Consider the following 17,423-nt stretch of genomic DNA (forward strand, 5'->3'; position numbering starts at 1 on the left):
GCGATCCACCCGGTAGCCGGTCGGATGCCTGGACACATGAACGTACTGCTGGCCGAAGCCGAAGTGCCTTACGACCAGGTCTTTGAGATGGAGGATATCAACTCCGAATTCGGCCAGGCCGACGTGGTGCTGGTGCTGGGTGCCAACGACGTGGTCAACCCGGCGGCGAAGAACGATCCCAAGTCACCCATTGCTGGCATGCCGATCCTCGAAGCCTTCAAGGCCAAGACCATCATCGTCAACAAGCGCTCCATGGCCAGTGGTTATGCAGGCCTGGACAATGAACTGTTCTACCTCGACAAGACCATGATGGTCTTCGGCGACGCCAAGAAAGTCATTGAAGACATGGTCAAAGCCGTCGACTGACCCCGAGGCAAAACCACAGAAGCCCCAGCGCGGTTCGGCTGGGGCTTTTTGCTGCCCGATATCACCGACAAAAGGCCCTGTTTATAGCCCGGGCATTCGACCTTGGTCGTGGGACGAACCCTTTCTAAATCACTAGACTGGAGGCCTAGCTTTAGTAGCCCGAGATCGAGATAACAATCCATGTACCGTGATCGAATTCGCTTATCCTCCCTGCACAGCAAAGTAATGAGTGCGGCTGATGCCGCTGGCCTGATTCAGGACGGCATGACCGTCGGCATGAGCGGTTTCACCCGTGCCGGTGAAGCCAAAGCCGTTCCTCAAGCGCTGGCCGAACGCGCCAAGAATTCGCCGCTGAAGATCAGCCTGATGACCGGCGCCAGCCTGGGCAATGATCTCGACAAGCAGCTCACCGAAGCTGGCGTACTCGCTCGACGCATGCCGTTCCAGGTTGATAACACACTGCGCAAGGCCATCAACGAAGGCCAGGTGATGTTCATCGACCAGCACCTGTCGGAAACGGTTGAGCAACTGCGTAACCAGCAGCTCAAGCTGCCAGACATCGCGGTTATCGAAGCAGTGGCGATCACCGAACAAGGTCATATCGTTCCGACCACGTCTGTGGGTAACTCGGCCAGCTTCGCAATTTTCGCCAAACATGTGATCGTCGAGATCAACCTGGCGCACAATCCGAACCTGGAAGGTCTGCACGACATCTACATCCCGACCTATCGTCCAACCCGTACGCCGATTCCGCTGGTGAAGGTTGACGACCGTATCGGTAGCACCGCGATCCCGATCGACCCGGCAAAAATTGTCGCCATCGTGATCACTGACAAGCCAGATTCGCCGTCCACGGTACTGCCGCCGGACAGCGAAACTCAGGGCATCGCCAACCACCTGATCAACTTCCTCAAGCAGGAAGTTGATGCCGGGCGCATGACCAACAAGCTTGGCCCGCTGCAGGCCGGTATCGGCAGCATCGCCAACGCGGTAATGTGTGGTCTGATCGACTCGCCGTTCGAAGACCTGACCATGTACTCCGAAGTACTGCAGGACTCGACCTTCGACCTGATCGACGCAGGCAAGTTGAACTTCGCGTCGGGCAGCTCGATCACTCTGTCGAGCCGCCGCAATGCCGACGTGTTTGGCCACTTGGAGAAGTACAAGGACAAGCTGGTACTGCGTCCACAGGAAATCTCCAACCACCCTGAAGTGGTTCGCCGCCTGGGCATCATCGGTATCAACACTGCACTGGAGTTCGACCTGTACGGCAACGTCAACTCGACTCACGTCTGTGGCACCCGCATGATGAACGGTATCGGTGGTTCCGGCGACTTCGCACGTAACGCCCACCTGGCGATCTTCGTGACCAAGTCCATTGCCAAAGGCGGCGCGATTTCCAGCGTTGTTCCAATGGTCAGCCACGTCGACCACACCGAGCATGACGTCGACATTCTGGTCACTGAGCAGGGCCTGGCCGACCTGCGCGGCCTCGCTCCACGTGAGCGCGCCCGCGTGATCATCGACAACTGTGTGCATCCGGACTACCGCGAAGCGCTGAATGACTACTTCACCCGTGCCTGCGAGCGCGGTGGTCATACCCCGCATATCCTGCGTGAAGCGCTGTCTTGGCACGAAAACCTGGAAGAAACCGGTCGCATGCTCGTCGGTTAATCCCCAGCGCAGCTGTTCAGTTGGTGCGGCGCAATGCACGCCAGCTGAACAGCTACAGCGCACCAATCAATAAAACTGTTCTACTGTACCGGTTATTTTCCGGGAATTTCCTCGCTTTTACCCCCTTCCCCAAGAGCAATCGCACCATACCAGTGCAGACCGGTACAGTTGCGTCCATTTCGAGTGCAACAGTCCTCTAAAACAGTTAACTGGACCATCACAATCCATATGAACTGTATCTAGAGGAATCGACCGAAGAGGAGGATCATTGGCATCAGTTAAATCACTACCTAATGCCGCCATAAGCGGAAGGATGACATCATGGAACGTACCCTCAGTTCCGATCTGGTTTTTGAAAACAGCGCCGAAAAATCCAACGCTTCTTTGCCGCTGCGTTTGCTGTCGAACCTGTTGCTGTGGCAACGCCGTATCTCCAGCCGCCACCAGTTGGCTCGCCTGGATTCGCGCCTTCTGGCCGATGCTGGCATCAGCGAAGCACAACGCTACGAAGAGCTGAGCAAGCCTTTCTGGCGCTAATGCAGGGCTCGCCGGCCACGCCGGCACCTCGAAATCCTTAAAACCCGTCGCAGGAGACTGCTGACGGGTTTTTTCGTTCTGAGGCCCGGGCTAGAGCGCTTACAGCACGAACATGTACAGTTTTTAAAATACAAAAAACGACAAGTACAGTTTAATCAGGGCGTTCACGATACAGGCACCGCGCAACGAAATGGCATGGTAACGGTCCTACTGCTAACAACGCTGGCTCCCCCACGTACGCCTCGCATGTGGCGTCGTCGTGGTACGCTTAAACAGCTACTCAACACTGCTCTCTAAAGGAGATAGACCCCATGTTCCGTTCACGCTTGCTTGGCACCGCGCTGATGCTGGCCCTGGCTTCGACAGCCAATGCAACCAGCTTCGTCGTCACCACCGATACCGTGGTTCGGGGCTTAGGAGCGTCCACCGACGCCACCTCCGATGTCACCTCATCCTTCCGTGACGATAAAATCGTTCGTGCTGCCCGTGACGACGCTGCCAGCTTCGTTGCCAGCAAAGGCGAGATCCGCGGTGTAAAACTGGAAAGCGCACTGGCGCATATCCGCCAACAAACACCGGCACTTCAAGCCAGCGACGCAGAGTTGGCACAAGCCATTCTGGCCATTTGACCGTGATTGGAGTCCGGCACAGTTATGTAACAACATGCAAAACAGCCGGACTCTTCAGGCTGGTTCAGACCGACACATTGGGATAGCCTTTGCCGCCTGATTCACCAGCCCTTAGAGAACCATGCGTTATCCATTACTGCTATTGCTTGCGTTGTGCTGGGCCGGCACCGTCCAAGCCCTTGACCTGACCACCCAGAGTCTCGTCGCCAGCGGCTATGCCACCAGCAAGGTCACCTCGGCACCCTTCGACCGTAAATTGATACTGGCAGCCAAGGACGATGCGGCAGTATTCGTCGCCAGCGCCAGCATGTTGCGCGGTGCTCACCTGCAGGCTGCGCTGGACCGACTGCGTGAAACTCACCCCAAACTTCATGCCAGCGACCTTGAACTGGCGCAGGCAATTCTCGTCCAATGACCACACCTGTATTACCGGAGATGCTCCATGCGTAACCCGCTGATTGCCGCCACCCTCGGCCTAATGCTGATGGCCGACCTGGCCCAGGCACACACCCTGGTGGCCACCAGCAACATTATCGTTCGTGCATTTGGCCGCTCGATCGACTTCACCTCCGACACGACAACGTCTATCCGCGACGCCAAAGTAGTCCGCGAAGCCCATGACGATGCCGCCAGCTACGTCGCCAGCAACGGTGAAATCCGCGGTGCACAGCTCGAAGCAGCGTTCGATACACTACGCCAGCGTGTACCCGAGGCACGTGACGCCAGCGACCAAGCCCTGGCCGAAGCTATCCTGGCCCTGTGAACCCCATGCGTGCCTGGCTGCTGGGCTGCGCACTGACGCTGCTCGCTCCCCCCGTGTTAGCGGACCTGCAACTGGTCCTCAAACCCGATGGCCTTGATCCGCAACAACAAAGGGCCAGCCAGGCATTGCTGGATGAGGCACTGCAAGCGCTTCCACCACAGTTCAAATCCCGGCTGGATCGACGTATCGACGTCAGCTGGAGCACAAAGATGCCAGACGAGGCTTATGGGCAGGCCTCGCTGGTGTCCAGCCTCGAACTCAATCGTCGCTTGCTGCCAAGCCTTGTGGACGGCACCGCTGCGACTACGAAGACGGATCGACCACACGGCACGGTGCGTCAGGAACTGCTGGCGACCGTCCTGCATGAACTGACCCATCTGTATGATCGCGCCCGCCTATGGCCCGCCGCCGAGCGCAAGCAGATCCAGGCCTGCACCCGGTACGCGTCCAGCAAAGGCGAGGTTGGCCTTCCAGACGACTGCCGCGGACAAACCAAACGCCGCTTTACCCTCAGCGATGACCCTCGTCTGCTGGATCTTGCCGGCTGGCCACAGTATGTCGGCCGACGCGGAGAGCGCGAGCAACACAATCGGCAAATCGCCCGCAGCCCAGATAGCTACGAGCTGAGCAACCCGAAAGAATTCATTGCGGTCAACATGGAGTACTTTCTCCTTGACCCAAGCTATGCCTGTCGACGGCCCGCGCTGCACGCCTACCTGCAAGCGCACTTTGACTGGGCCCCGGCACACCCGACCTGCCAACAGACATTACCGTTCCTGAATGCCGGAAACGATTTTGCCCGCCAACCGCTGGGCCAGATCGACCCGGAGCGGGTCTATGCGGTCGATTACCTGCTGGCCGAGGCCAATCAGAACTGGGTCAGCCGCTGGGGGCACAGCATGCTACGCCTGGTGATCTGCGCCCCTGGCAGGCCACGTGGCCCCGACTGCCGGCTGGACCTCGACCAGCATCTGGTGCTGTCTTACCGGGCCTTCGTCAATGATGTGCAACTCTCCAGTTGGGGCGGCCTGACGGGTGCCTATCCCTCCCGCTTGTTCATCCTGCCCTTGGGCCAGGTGATCGATGAGTACACCAAGACCGAACTGCGCAGTCTGGCTTCAGTACCGCTCAAGCTGGATCGATCCGAGCTAGAGAGCCTGGTGCGCCAGGCTGCGGAAATGCATTGGAGCTACGACGGCAACTACTATTTCCTTTCCAACAACTGTGCAGTCGAAACACTCAAACTGCTGCGCAGCGGCACGGGCAAGACACAGCTGGCGGGACTGGACAGCATCATGCCCAATGGCTTGCTGGAAGTGCTCAACGGACGTGGCCTGGCGGACGTCAGCGTCCTCGACGATCCGCGTGAGGCCCTGCGCCTGGGCTACCGTTTCGACTCCTATCGAGACCGATATGAAGCCATGTTTCAGGTATTGAGGAAGCACCTGCCCATTGCCCAGGACAGCGTTGAGACCTGGCTCGAACAACCCGCGCAACAGCGACAGCAATGGTTCGACCGTGCGGACCTGCGCACCAGTGCCGCCCTGTTGCTGCTGGAGCAGGCGAGCCTGCGGCGCCAACTGCTGCTGGCTCAGGATGAGGTCAAGCAACGCTATCTCAGCGGTCGCGCATTAAATGATGCAAGTGTGGCCAAAGCGAACGGCACGTTGCAGCAGATACTTGCCAACAGTGGGTTTCTCAGTCGCCCGGCCGAGTTGATCGACGGCAAGGGTTATGGCGTGCCACAGGCAGCCGAACGCCAACAACTGGAACAGACCAGCGGCCAGCGCCAGCAACAGCTGCAACACCTTACCGCAGCCCTCGATAAAGAGGTCAGGGCGTTGCTCGAGCCGTCACGCGCCGCCGAGATCGCAGCGGTTGAAGCCAACATCAATCAGATTGGCAAACACCTGCGCGAGCTACACAAGGCCGCCGGCGGCTTACAGCTCCCCTGAGGGGAGCGCAATATCCTGCGCCGTTGGTCGTCTTTCAGCCCGCGAAAGCTGGCTGAAAGCTTTCGCTTTTAGCATCAGCCCATCACCGGCATGAGACCGGTCAGCCGGTGTACCTGAGATTCAGCGTACATCAGGCCAATTTAACAACAACAATGGTGATTCTGATGTCCTTCTACGCCCGCCTTGCGACTCCACGCCCGCCGAAAGTCCGAACGCTGCTGACAGCACGCTGATTCGTCCGACTCGATTTCCCCACGACGCGCTACGCCTGGAGTACTCCCATGCTGACCTTCCTCGGCTTTGCCATGGTCATCACCTTCATGCACCTGATCATGACCAAACGCCTGTCGGCGTTGATTGCATTGATTCTGGTTCCAATCCTGTTCGCACTGTTTGGCGGCTTTTCCAGCAAAATCGGCCCGATGATGCTGGAAGGCATCAGCAAACTGGCGCCAACCGGCGTCATGCTGATGTTCGCCATTCTCTACTTCGCCCTGATGATCGACTCTGGCCTGTTCGACCCGGCCGTACGCAAGATCCTCAAGCTGGTCAAAGGTGACCCGCTGAAAGTCTCCGTCGGCACCGCCGCGCTGGCCTTGGTTGTTTCGCTCGATGGTGACGGTGCCACCACTTACATGATCTGTGTTGCCGCAATGCTGCCGCTGTACAGCCGTCTGGGCATGAACCCGCGCATCATGGCTGGCTTGATCATCCTGGCAGGCGGGGTCATGAACATGACGCCATGGGGTGGCCCAACGGCCCGTGCCGCCAGTGCATTGCACGTAGATCCTTCGGATATTTTCGTGCCCATGATCCCGGCCATGCTGTTCGGCGTCGTGGCGATCCTCGCCATCGCCTACCTGTATGGCAAGCGCGAACGGGCTCGCCTCGGTGAACTGCACTTGCCGGGGGACGACATCGATCACAGCGAGATCAGTGTTTCGCAGTTCCCCGATGCCCGTCGGCCCAAGCTACTGTGGTTCAACGGGGCCCTGACCTTTGCCCTGATGGTCGCCCTGATCGCCGGCATACTGCCGTTGCCGGTGTTGTTCATGATCGCGTTCAGTATCGCCATGGTGGTCAATTACCCATGCCTGCAACAACAGAAAGAGCGTGTCGCCGCACATGCCGGCAGCGTCCTGGCCGTGGTCGGGCTGATTTTTGCGGCAGGTATTTTCACCGGCATTCTGTCTGGCACCGGTATGGTTGAAGCCATGTCCAAGAGCCTGCTGGCCGTGATTCCGGAGGCCATGGGCCCTTACCTGGCGGTGATCACAGCAGTCGTTAGCATGCCCTTCACCTTTTTCATGTCCAACGACGCCTTCTACTACGGCGTACTGCCGGTACTGTCGGAGGCTGCCAGCCACTACGGTATCTCGCCGGTGGAGATGGCGCGCGCGTCGATCGTCGGGCAGCCCGTACACCTGCTAAGCCCACTGGTACCCTCAACGTACCTGCTGGTGGCACTGGCCGGCATCGAATTTGGCGACCACCAGCGCTTCACCTTGAAATGGGCAGTACTGGTTTGCCTGTGCATAATGTTGGCTGCGTTGCTGATGGGAATTTTCCCACTGTTCAGCAGCCTTTAGGACTACGGATCCAACCACTGCGAGCGCGTTCTTTGCCCGGGTGCATCGCATTCAACGATTGAAGGAATACACATGGAATGGCTGACCAACCCGGAGATCTGGGTTGCCTTTTTTACTCTGACGGCCCTTGAGATCGTTCTCGGCATCGACAACATCATCATGATCTCGATCCTGGTCAGCCGCATGCCCAAACACATGCAACCGCGTACCCGGATATTCGGTCTGGCACTGGCCATGGTTACTCGGATCATGTTGCTGCTGTCGATCACCTGGGTCATGCGCCTGACCAATGACTTGTTCGAAGTGTTCGGGCAAGGAATCTCTGGACGCGACCTGATTCTGTTCTTCGGTGGTTTGTTCCTGCTGTGGAAAAGCTCTCAGGAGATCTTCCACGGCCTGGAAGGCGAGGATGAAACACACGAAGAGCCTGCTGGCAAAGGAGGCCAGTTCCTCTACACCATCATCCAGATCGCGATCATCGACATTGTCTTCTCTCTGGATTCGGTGATCACAGCCGTCGGTATGGTTTCCCATGTGCCGGTCATGATCGCGGCAATCATTGTCGCCGTGTTGGTGATGATGCTCTGCGCTGGCGCCATCAGCGAATTTATCGACAAGCACCCATCACTGAAGATGTTGGCGCTGTCGTTCCTGATCGTGGTGGGTACCGTGCTGATCGCCGAGTCGTTCGATGTGCATGTACCAAAAGGCTATGTCTACTTCGCCATGGCGTTCTCGCTGGCGGTAGAAGCCATCAACATCCGTATGCGTACGGCGATAGCAAAAAAGAAACAGCAACAGAACGATCCCGTGAAACTTCGCAAGGACATTCCGGGTCAGTAATCCTGGTGCGGTTATGAAAGGGCCCCACGCGGGCCCTTTTTCATGCTCCAGCCTGAGGGTTTAGTTTCAAGCCTGTGCAGGCTATGCGATGCTGGCGCCAGGGCTTCTAGCCGACTAACGCTTAAGTGAGTACTGGAAAAGAACCGCCTGCAACCAGGCCAGGCTCACGGCATCATCCACTTGCCTCCTTTGGGGCACATTCAACAGGGGGCCTTTTCACATGCTGACCCTGCTCAATTTGCTGTCGGCCGTGGCCTTGCTGATTTGGGGCACACACATCGTGCGTACCGGCATTCTGCGCGTGTACGGCTCCAACCTGCGCCGGGTGCTGAGCCAGAACATGGCCAGACGCCCGTTAGCTTTCATTGCCGGTATTCTGGTCACCGCCCTGGTGCAAAGCAGCAACGCCACGGCCATGCTGGTGACATCATTCGTTGGGCAAGGCCTGATGACACTGACCCCGGCACTGGCGATCATGCTGGGTGCCGACGTCGGCACAGCCCTGATGGCCCGCGTGCTGACATTCGACCTGTCCTGGCTGTCACCCCTGCTGATCTTTCTTGGCGTGATTTTCTTCCTGTCGCGCAAACAGACCCGAGCCGGCCAGTTGGGACGCGTCGGCATTGGCCTTGGGCTGATCATCCTGGCCCTTCAACTGATTGTCGAAGCAGCGGCGCCGATCACTCATGCCCAAGGCGTAAAGGTGCTGTTTGCCTCGCTGACCGGCGATATCTTGCTCGACGCTCTGGTCGGGGCCCTGTTTGCCCTGGTGTCTTACTCCAGCCTGGCGGCCGTACTGTTGACGGCAACCCTGGCGGGTGCAGAACTGATCAGCCTGCCTGTCGCCATCGGCCTGGTGATTGGCGCCAACATCGGTAGTGGCCTGCTGGCCTTTCTCAGCACCAGTATGCAGAACGCTGCAGGTCGCCAGGTTGCCCTGGGCAGCCTGCTGTACAAGCTGATCGGGCTGCTTCTGATCATTCCAGCATTAGGCCCGCTGGTGAAATGGATGGACAGTCTGAATTTCAGTCCTCAGGAACTGGTGATCGGTTTCCACCTGCTCTACAACAGCGTGCGGTGCCTGTTGATGCTGCCGACTGTGAAGCCCATGGCAAGCGTGTGTAGCTGGCTGTTGCCACTTCGCGAGGAAACTAACGGCCATGCCCAGCCCCGTCACCTGGATCCCACCGCACTCGCCACCCCCAGCCTGGCACTGGCCAACGCGGTACGCGAAACCCTGCGCATGGGTGATCTGGTCGACAGCATGCTTGATGCCATGCTCGGCGTTCTGCGCGGTACCCAAACGGCAATGACCCAACAGATGCGCAGCCTGGGCGAAGATGTTGAGGGGCTCTACAACGCCATCAAACTGTACCTGGCGCAAATGCCCCGCGAAGACCTGGGCGAACAAGACAGTCGACGCTGGGCGGAAATCATCGAATTGGCAATCAACCTCAAGCTGGCCAGCGATCTGATCGAGCGCATGCTGCGCAAGGTGCAGCAACAAAAGACCGCGCAGCGCCGTGAATTTTCCGAGGTTGGCCTGGAAGAATTGACGGGGCTACACACTCAGTTGCTGGCCAACTTGCGCTTGGGCCTGTCGGTGTTTCTCAGCGCCGACCCGGAAAGTGCGCGCCAGTTGTTACGGGAAAAACGTCGATTCCGCGCCCAGGAGCGCCGCCTCGCACACGCCCATGTCAGCCGACTGCAACATAAAGTAGTGCAAAGTATCGAAACCAGTTCGTTGCACCTGGAACTGATCGCCGACATGAAGCGCCTGAACTCGCTGTTCTGCAGTAGTGCCTATGTGGTATTGGGTGGTTCAGACACTGATGCCCTGTTGATCGATAGCGTACCTGACGACGCCCATTCGCCTTGAACGATCCAAGAACTCCCGCAAGGAAGCTCGCCATGCGTTGCCTGTTGTTTGTTTGCCTACTGTTGGGTTGCACGCCCAGCTTCGCCCTTGATCGCTCCCAGGTAGAAGGTTACCTGCTGCCCAATGGTCTGCAGGTCATACTCAAGCCGGGTTATGAACGCGACCATGTGTCGATCCGCCTGGTCGTGGGCGTCGGCTTCGACGATTTCCCATGCGACCGCCGGGAACTGCCGCACCTGCTGGAACACCTGTTGTTCAGCGGTATCGACGACAGCGGCGAGGGTGGTCTTGAGGAACGCATGCAAGCGCTTGGTGGCGAGTGGAATGCTTACACCAGCAGCGCCGACACGACCTTCGTAATCGAGGCGCCGGCCCGCAATCAACGCAAGGTCCTTGATCTGTTGCTGGCGATTCTCAGCCAGACTCAGCTCGACGAGAATGCACTTGAACTGTCGAAAAAAATCGTCGAACGCGAAGATGGCGGGCATTACTCGCACCTGCAACGCTGGCTCGACCGTCAGGACCTCGGCCACGGGCCCAGCGAACAATTGGCAGTTGAACTGGGACTTACCTGCGCTGAGCGCTCCGCTATAGACGACCTGACACTGGAAGAGGTCGATGACGTGCGTGCGCGCTGGTATGCGCCCAACAACATGACCCTGATCATGGTCGGTGGCCTCGACCGCCTGCTGCCGGCCTATCTGGAACGGACCTATGGCCAGCTCGACCCGGTCGACCCCAGCGAGCGACGGGGCCTGGAGACCGTTGTACACAAGGCCGAGGCAAAGCGCGTGCTGACCAGCGGGTGGCTCGGTAACAGCGCCAAACTGCACTGGATGTTCCTTGAGCCAGTGCTTGAGGGTGACAGCGAGCAAACGTTCAACCTGCTACAACGCTACCTGGACTGGGCGCTGTACAGCGAACTACGCCTCAAACACAGCCTGTCCTATGGCCCTTCCAGCCAGCGTGAAATGCTCGGCAATAGCAGTGTAATGAGCCTGAATGCCGACCTTGATCGCGAGAGCGTCGATGAAGCAGAGGTGCTGCTCCAAAAACTGATCGAGCGACTGCGTCAGAATGGACTGGATCCTGCAACGTTTGAACGCATCAAACAGGCAGCCATCGACCGTGAAGCATGGACCACTCAGGGTAATGCAGCCTTGGCCGACTACTACTGGAGTGCATTGAGCGCTTATGCCGATGGGCGCTTTGCAGACCCGGTAAGCAAGTTGCGCCAGGTCAGCCTGGAGGATACCAACCAGGCCATGCGCCAACTGTTTGCCGACCCTGGGTACCTGCGCATTGAAAAGCCGGCGTTGGGTTACGAAAGCATTTACCGCCTGTTGGCCGGGTTGCTCGGGCTGATCCTGCTGGCTGGGTTTGTCTGGCATAAACGCCGCCGCGGCCAATAGGCGCGACAAAGGCCCTCTCAAGGGGGATGACAACAAGCCATTACGGATAAACAGCGTTATCCTGTGCGGGTTTTTACCTGACTTCAGCGAATACCCGCATGCCTCACGTCATCCAGCGCCTGATCGAACTGTTCAAGCGCTACCCAGGGGTTATTGCCCTTGGCGGTTTCATTTCCGGTATTGCCAGTTTCATTCTGGTCGACCGCCAAGCAGGCCTGGCCAGCTGGATTGCCATTCTGATGCTGGTCAGCTGGGTCTGGCTGATGCTGGAGAACACCTTCACCCAGCTGTTCGCCAAGGTCTTCAAGCGCGAAATTCCGCAGCCACTGCTGCGCTATGCCACGCAGATGATCCACCAGGAAAGCCTGTTCTTCGTACTGCCGTTCTTTTTCATCACCACAACCTGGAACAGCGGCCAACTGGTATTCACCGGGCTACTGACCGCAGCCGGGCTGATTTCGATCATCGATCCGTTGTACTACAAGTGGCTGGCGCCACGGCGCTCACTGTTTCTTGCTCTGCACACCCTGACCTTGTTCGCGGCGCTGCTTACTGCGCTGCCGATCATCCTGCACCTCACCACAGCACAGAGCTTCAAGCTGGCACTGGGTGCGGCCATGCTGCTGTCGTTCCCCAGCCTGGCCAGCAGTTTTCCGATCAACCACTGGCGCCGCGCGGTCATGCTGGTAGCCGTGACACTGGCCGTAGGTGGCAGCGGTTGGCTACTGCGCTCGTGGGTGCCGCCTGCCACGCTATGGCTGAACGATGTCGCGATAAGCACCGAGGTGCAAAACCGCACCCCCGGCGCCAGCCTCAAACAAGTGAGTGCCAGTCAGATCCGCAGCAGCGGTCTGTATGCCTACACAGCGATCAATGCCCCACGGGGCTTGAATGAGCGGATCTACCATGTCTGGCAGTTCAACGGCAACGAGATCGACCGCATCGCGCTGGACATTCATGGCGGGCGCAAGGAAGGCTACCGTGCCTGGACCCACAAGCAGAACTTCCCGAGCAACCCCATCGGGCGCTGGCAGGTGAGGGTGTTGACCGAAGATGGTCAGCTCATCGGCGTGCTGCGCTTCCGGGTAGTTGACGACGGTCAAGCGAGCACCGCTCAGTAGCGCTATGCTCTGAGGCTGCGCATTGGAGCGCCTCTCGGATCACATGGAGCTTATGACCAGTACTGCCAATGCCACCCTGGACACCACCAGCAGCCCAGCTTGTCTGCGGATCACGGGTGACTGGACGCTGGCCAACTACGCCAGCCTGAAGCAGCACACTGCAAGCCTGGCAGGGCAGTACGACAGCACAACGCGGATCGAGCTTGATCAACTCGGCAAGCTGGATACCGCAGGTGCCGCACTGCTGGTCGAGTTGCTGGGCACCCAGCGCCTGGCCCAACTGACCGAAACCGCCACGCACTTGCCAGCGGCCAACCGCGCCCTGTTGAAAACGGTCTACTGCTCGCTGCAAGACTACTGCATACCGGTGAAAACACCCGAGCGGAACGTGCTGATGCAACTGCTTGAACGCATCGGTCGTGCCGTCGATACCCTCAAACAAGATACCCTGCACCTGCTCGGGTTCGTTGGCCTTATTCTCGCCACCTTCGGACGCCTGCTGTTACAGCCAAAACGCTGGCGGCTCACCTCGGTGGTCGCACACATTGAGCAAACCGGCCTTAACGCCGCGCCGATCGTCGCACTGCTGACCTTTCTGGTTGGCGCCGTGGTGGCCTTTCTTGGGGCAACAGTGCTGGTCAAGTTCGGCGCCAGCATTTTTACCGTCGACCTGGTGGCGTTCTCCTTCCTGCGTGAGTTCGGTGTGTTGTTGACCGCCATCCTGATGGCGGGGCGTACCGCGAGTGCGTTCACCGCTCAGATTGGCTCGATGAAGGCCAACGAAGAAATCGATGCCATTCGCACGCTGGGGCTGGACCCCATCGAGATTCTGGTCATCCCACGGGTGTTGGCCTTGTTGATCGCACTGCCACTACTCACTTTTCTTGCAATGCTCTGCGGCATCGTCGGCGGCGGGCTGGTTTGCGCCTTGTCCCTGGACATCTCGCCGGCCATGTTCCTTTCGATGATGCAAAACGATATCGATGTACGACACTTTCTGGTCGGGTTGGCCAAGGCCCCGTTTTTTGCTTTCCTGATCGCTGCAATTGGTTGCCTGGAAGGCCTCAAGGTCTCCGGCAGTGCCGAATCGGTAGGTGCGCACACAACCTCCAGCGTGGTTCAGTCGATCTTTGTAGTCATTGTGCTGGATGCCATTGCGGCCCTGTTTTACATGGAGATGGGCTGGTGAGTACGCCACCACGCGAAACCGTGATTGAAGCCCGGGGCCTGTGCAATCGCTTTGGCAGCCAGAGCGTGCATGAACACCTCGACCTCGATCTGTACCGTGGCGAAATCCTTGCTGTGGTCGGAGGCTCAGGCAGTGGCAAATCCGTCCTGCTGCGCAGCATCATCGGCCTGCGGCGCCCCGACGAAGGCGATGTACGGGTGTTCGGGCAGCACCTGAACCAGTTGGACGAAGCGCAGCGCTCCCAGGTCGAACGACGGTTTGGCGTACTGTTCCAGAAAGGGGCCTTGTTTTCCTCGCTGACGGTCACTGAGAACGTCGCCTTGCCGCTGATCGAACATGCCGGCCTGTGCCGCGCAGATGCCGAACAGCTCGCGGGCGTCAAGCTGGCTCTGGCCGGGCTGCCCTTGTCGGCTGCAGACAAGTACCCGGCCTCTCTTTCTGGCGGCATGATCAAGCGCGCAGCACTGGCACGGGCACTGGCCCTGGACCCCGATATCCTTTTTCTCGACGAACCTACCGCAGGGCTCGACCCTATTGGTGCGGCGGCCTTCGACCAATTGATCCTGACCTTGCGTGACGCCTTGGGCTTGAGCGTGTTTCTGATCACTCACGACCTGGACACCCTCTACACCATCACCGATCGCGTCGCGGTGCTGGCACAGAAAAAAGTACTGGTTGCCGCGCCAATCGCTCAAGTTGCCGATACCGAGGACGCCTGGGTTCAAGACTACTTCCATGGCCCCCGTGGCCGTGCGGCCTACCAGGCCGCCACAGCGCTCAAGGAGGATTGAGATGGAAACCCGTGCACACCATGTATTGATCGGGCTGATCACCGTGCTGGTCGTGGCTGGCGCCATGCTGTTCGGCCTGTGGCTGGCCAAATCCAGTGTCGATAACACCTTCAAGGACTATGAAGTGGTGTTCAACGAGACCGTTTCCGGCTTGTCCAAAGGCAGTTCGGTGCAATACAGCGGGATCAAGGTTGGCGATGTCATCAACCTGCGCCTCGACCCAAAGGATCCTCGCCGTGTACTGGCTCGCATCCGGCTGAGCGCCGACACCCCGATCAAGGAAGACACCCAGGCCAAGCTGGCCCTGACCGGTATCACCGGTACCTCGATCATCCAGCTCAGTGGCGGTACGCCACAGAGCCCAGCATTGGAAGGGGTAGGGCACAAACTCCCGGTGATCATCGCCTCGCCATCACCGATTGCACGTCTTATGAGCAACAGCAATGACCTGATGAGCAGCATCAACCAACTGCTGCACAATGCTAACCAGCTGTTTTCCGAGGAGAATGCCGCAAGGCTGAGCAATACCTTGGCGCATCTGGAGCAAACCACCGGTTCGGTTGCCGAGCAGCGCGACGACATTCGCCTCGCCATCCAGCAATTGGCACAGGTGAGCAAGCAGGCCAGCGCCACGCTGGAGCAAACCAGCCAACTGATGCGCAATGCCAATGGCCTGCTCAGCAGCCATGGCACACAAATCGTCGGTAATGCCCAACAGGCAATGCAGTCGTTGGCCAGCAGTACCACAACCCTCAACGCCATGCTCAACGACAATCGCGAAGCCATCAATGAGGGTGCGCAGGGCCTGCATGAACTGGCACCGGCCATTCGAGAACTGCGAGACACCCTGACCGCATTGAAGGCAATCTCCCGGCGCCTGGAAGCCAACCCCAGTGGCTATCTGTTGGGCCGTGACAAAAACAAGGAGTTCGAGCCATGAAGCGTAACCGCCTGGTACTGGCATTAGCGCTAAGCCTGAGCAGTGCCTGCTCGATTCTGCCCCAGGCCGACCCATCCGATGTCTACCGCCTGCCGACCCACCAGGTCCAGCACGGCACCAGCGGCGTTGCGCCACTAGACTGGTCGCTGCGTCTGAACAAACCGCTCACCAGTGAAGTGCTGAACAGCCCGCGTATTGCTGTGGTGCCTCAAGGTGATCTGATCAGCAGCTACAAGGGCGCCCGCTGGAGTGACCCGGCGCCCACATTGCTGCGCAACCGCATGCTCGATGCTTTCCAGCGCGATGGTCGGGTACAGCGGCTCAGCGCAGACGATAGCAACCTGCAAGCCGACTACGAGCTGGCCGGCGAGCTGCAATCGTTCCAGAGCGAGTATGGCGCGCAGGGGCTCAACGTGGTGATCCGCTTTGATGCGCGCCTGGTACAAGGGCACACCCAGCGAATTTTGGCCAGCCAACGCTTCGAGGTGCGTCAACCGCTAAGCGATAAACAGATACCCGCTGTCGTCGAAGGCTTTGGCCAGGCCAGCGACCGACTGATGGCGCAACTGGTTGATTGGACCGTGCGCCAAGCCGCACAAGCTCAGGCAAAGAACCAGTAGCAGACGCCAATGGCCGCCAGTACACCGGCCAATTCGGCGAGCAGCGCACAACCCACGGCATGTCGGGCCCGCTGGATACCCACTGCGCCAAAATACACGGCCAGTACATAGAATGTGGTTTCGGTGCTGCCCTGAACCGTGGCAGCCACCAACGCAGGGAAACTGTCTACCCCATGGCTTTGCATGGTCTCGATCAACATCGCGCGGGCAGCACTGCCAGAGAATGGCTTGACCAGCGCGGTCGGCAACGCATCGACAAAGCGGGTATCCCAGCCAAACCAGTCAAACGCATAGCGAATACCGTCCAGACCGAACTCAAGGGCTCCAGAGGCACGCAATACGCCGACGGCGCAGAGCATTGCCACCAGATAGGGCAACAGGCTCTTGGCGACGTCAAACCCTTCTTTGGCGCCCTCAACGAAGGTTTCATACACCTTGACCCGCTTGAAAGCACCAATCAGCAAAAAGAGCATGATCAGTCCGAACAAGGTCAAGTTGCCCATGATTGACGAGAGGGTCGCCAGGGCTGTAGCCGAAAGCCCAGCCAGCAGCGCCATGAACCCACCGAGCAGCAGCGCGCCAGGCACCAGGTAGGCCAGGACCACCGGGTCCCATAGCCGCAGTCGTTGCATGACCGCCACAGAAAGCAGGCCGACCAGCGTTGATGCACTGGTCGCCAGCAGGATCGGCAGGAACACCAGCGTCGGGTCCAGCGCCCCCTGCTGTGCGCGGTACATGAAGATGGTGACGGGCAACAACGTCAGCGAAGAGGCGTTGAGTACCAAAAAGAGAATCTGCGCATCACTGGCGGTGGTTGAGCTGGGGTTGAGCTCCTGTAGCGCCCGCATGGCCTTGAGCCCGATCGGCGTGGCTGCGTTATCCAGGCCCAAGCCGTTGGCGGCAAAGTTCAGGGTGATCAAACCCAATGCCGGGTGGCCGGGGGGAACCTCCGGCATCAGGCGCTGGAACAATGGGCCTAGTACTTTGGCCAGCCATTCGACCACACCGGCTTTCTCGGCAATTTTCAGAAAGCCCAGCCAGAGGGTGAGGGTACCAAACAACAACACCATGACCTCGACCGACAATTTGGCCATGGCAAAGATGCTCTCGACCAT

Annotated in this window: 17 protein-coding genes; 16 read left to right on the forward strand and 1 reads right to left on the reverse strand. The window is 58.9% G+C overall.

Annotated features, from left to right (window positions below):
• The 16 genes from EKA13_RS21610 to EKA13_RS21685 all read left to right on the forward strand — a co-directional run.
• Positions 1-366: NAD(P)(+) transhydrogenase (Re/Si-specific) subunit beta (locus tag EKA13_RS21610; protein WP_141685672.1), on the forward strand; the 366-nt coding region annotated here is incomplete at its 5' end.
• A 180-nt stretch (positions 367-546) separates the two neighbouring features.
• Positions 547-2,040: a succinyl-CoA:acetate CoA-transferase ScpC gene (gene scpC / locus EKA13_RS21615; protein WP_065761290.1), complete on the forward strand. Its 1,494-nt coding sequence runs from the start codon at positions 547-549 to the stop codon at positions 2,038-2,040.
• Positions 2,041-2,361: 321 nt separating this feature from the next.
• Entirely contained in the window at positions 2,362-2,577 is a 216-nt protein-coding gene (locus EKA13_RS21620) for a DUF1127 domain-containing protein (RefSeq protein WP_065761291.1), read from the forward strand.
• Between the two features lie 311 nt (positions 2,578-2,888).
• Positions 2,889-3,206 carry a DUF2388 domain-containing protein gene (locus EKA13_RS21625; RefSeq protein WP_065761292.1) on the forward strand — a complete coding sequence of 106 codons (318 nt, stop codon included), beginning with the start codon at positions 2,889-2,891 and terminating at the stop codon, positions 3,204-3,206.
• A gap of 121 nt (positions 3,207-3,327) precedes the next feature.
• Positions 3,328-3,621 carry a DUF2388 domain-containing protein gene (locus tag EKA13_RS21630; RefSeq protein ID WP_065761293.1) on the forward strand — a complete coding sequence of 98 codons (294 nt, stop codon included), beginning with the start codon at positions 3,328-3,330 and terminating at the stop codon, positions 3,619-3,621.
• Positions 3,622-3,648: 27 nt separating this feature from the next.
• Positions 3,649-3,969: a DUF2388 domain-containing protein gene (locus EKA13_RS21635; RefSeq protein WP_065761294.1), complete on the forward strand. Its 321-nt coding sequence runs from the start codon at positions 3,649-3,651 to the stop codon at positions 3,967-3,969.
• A complete protein-coding gene (locus EKA13_RS21640) occupies positions 3,966-5,924 on the forward strand; it encodes a DUF7844 domain-containing protein (RefSeq protein ID WP_083199877.1) in 1,959 nt (652 codons plus the stop codon). Before EKA13_RS21635 ends, EKA13_RS21640 begins: the two co-directional genes overlap by 4 nt.
• Positions 5,925-6,205: 281 nt before the next feature.
• Complete coding sequence (locus EKA13_RS21645) at positions 6,206-7,513, forward strand: CitMHS family transporter (protein ID WP_065761296.1); 1,308 nt, start codon at positions 6,206-6,208, stop codon at positions 7,511-7,513.
• 72 nt (positions 7,514-7,585) lie between these two features.
• A complete protein-coding gene (locus tag EKA13_RS21650; RefSeq protein WP_065761297.1) occupies positions 7,586-8,356 on the forward strand; it encodes a TerC family protein in 771 nt (256 codons plus the stop codon).
• Between the two features lie 220 nt (positions 8,357-8,576).
• Positions 8,577-10,235, forward strand: a complete 1,659-nt coding sequence (locus EKA13_RS21655) for a Na/Pi cotransporter family protein (protein WP_065761298.1) — start codon at positions 8,577-8,579, stop codon at positions 10,233-10,235.
• Between the two features lie 32 nt (positions 10,236-10,267).
• On the forward strand, positions 10,268-11,647 hold the full coding sequence (locus EKA13_RS21660; protein WP_065761299.1) for a M16 family metallopeptidase: 1,380 nt from the start codon (positions 10,268-10,270) through the stop codon (positions 11,645-11,647).
• A 98-nt stretch (positions 11,648-11,745) separates the two neighbouring features.
• Positions 11,746-12,768, forward strand: a complete 1,023-nt coding sequence (locus EKA13_RS21665) for a DUF5924 family protein (RefSeq protein ID WP_065761300.1) — start codon at positions 11,746-11,748, stop codon at positions 12,766-12,768.
• A 43-nt stretch (positions 12,769-12,811) separates the two neighbouring features.
• Positions 12,812-13,957 carry an ABC transporter permease gene (locus tag EKA13_RS21670; RefSeq protein WP_065761301.1) on the forward strand — a complete coding sequence of 382 codons (1,146 nt, stop codon included), beginning with the start codon at positions 12,812-12,814 and terminating at the stop codon, positions 13,955-13,957.
• Positions 13,954-14,748 carry an ABC transporter ATP-binding protein gene (locus EKA13_RS21675; RefSeq protein WP_065761302.1) on the forward strand — a complete coding sequence of 265 codons (795 nt, stop codon included), beginning with the start codon at positions 13,954-13,956 and terminating at the stop codon, positions 14,746-14,748. The genes EKA13_RS21670 and EKA13_RS21675 overlap by 4 nt, the downstream gene beginning before the upstream one ends.
• Before the next feature lies 1 nt (position 14,749).
• Positions 14,750-15,688: an MlaD family protein gene (locus EKA13_RS21680; protein WP_065761303.1), complete on the forward strand. Its 939-nt coding sequence runs from the start codon at positions 14,750-14,752 to the stop codon at positions 15,686-15,688.
• A complete protein-coding gene (locus EKA13_RS21685) occupies positions 15,685-16,308 on the forward strand; it encodes an ABC-type transport auxiliary lipoprotein family protein (protein ID WP_065761304.1) in 624 nt (207 codons plus the stop codon). Before EKA13_RS21680 ends, EKA13_RS21685 begins: the two co-directional genes overlap by 4 nt.
• Here EKA13_RS21685 and EKA13_RS21690 read toward each other — a convergent pair.
• A partial coding sequence (locus EKA13_RS21690; RefSeq protein WP_065761305.1) for a nucleoside recognition domain-containing protein occupies positions 16,290-17,423 on the reverse strand: 1,134 nt, incomplete at its 5' end. The genes EKA13_RS21685 and EKA13_RS21690 overlap by 19 nt on opposite strands.

The sequence above is a fragment of the Pseudomonas defluvii genome (assembly GCF_001695625.1).
In the GTDB taxonomy this organism is placed as follows: Bacteria; Pseudomonadota; Gammaproteobacteria; order Pseudomonadales; family Pseudomonadaceae; genus Aquipseudomonas; species Aquipseudomonas defluvii.

Excerpts from the sequence above, each read along its gene's own strand:
- scpC (WP_065761290.1), top strand. The coding sequence starts at position 547 with ATGTACCGTGATCGAATTCGCTTATCCTCCCTGCACAGCAAAGTAATG.
- EKA13_RS21620 (WP_065761291.1), top strand. The coding sequence starts at position 2,362 with ATGGAACGTACCCTCAGTTCCGATCTGGTTTTTGAAAACAGCGCCGAA.
- EKA13_RS21625 (WP_065761292.1), top strand. The coding sequence starts at position 2,889 with ATGTTCCGTTCACGCTTGCTTGGCACCGCGCTGATGCTGGCCCTGGCT.
- EKA13_RS21630 (WP_065761293.1), top strand. The coding sequence starts at position 3,328 with ATGCGTTATCCATTACTGCTATTGCTTGCGTTGTGCTGGGCCGGCACC.
- EKA13_RS21635 (WP_065761294.1), top strand. The coding sequence starts at position 3,649 with ATGCGTAACCCGCTGATTGCCGCCACCCTCGGCCTAATGCTGATGGCC.
- EKA13_RS21645 (WP_065761296.1), top strand. The coding sequence starts at position 6,206 with ATGCTGACCTTCCTCGGCTTTGCCATGGTCATCACCTTCATGCACCTG.
- EKA13_RS21650 (WP_065761297.1), top strand. The coding sequence starts at position 7,586 with ATGGAATGGCTGACCAACCCGGAGATCTGGGTTGCCTTTTTTACTCTG.
- EKA13_RS21655 (WP_065761298.1), top strand. The coding sequence starts at position 8,577 with ATGCTGACCCTGCTCAATTTGCTGTCGGCCGTGGCCTTGCTGATTTGG.
- EKA13_RS21660 (WP_065761299.1), top strand. The coding sequence starts at position 10,268 with ATGCGTTGCCTGTTGTTTGTTTGCCTACTGTTGGGTTGCACGCCCAGC.
- EKA13_RS21665 (WP_065761300.1), top strand. The coding sequence starts at position 11,746 with ATGCCTCACGTCATCCAGCGCCTGATCGAACTGTTCAAGCGCTACCCA.
- EKA13_RS21670 (WP_065761301.1), top strand. The coding sequence starts at position 12,812 with ATGGAGCTTATGACCAGTACTGCCAATGCCACCCTGGACACCACCAGC.
- EKA13_RS21680 (WP_065761303.1), top strand. The coding sequence starts at position 14,750 with ATGGAAACCCGTGCACACCATGTATTGATCGGGCTGATCACCGTGCTG.
- EKA13_RS21685 (WP_065761304.1), top strand. The coding sequence starts at position 15,685 with ATGAAGCGTAACCGCCTGGTACTGGCATTAGCGCTAAGCCTGAGCAGT.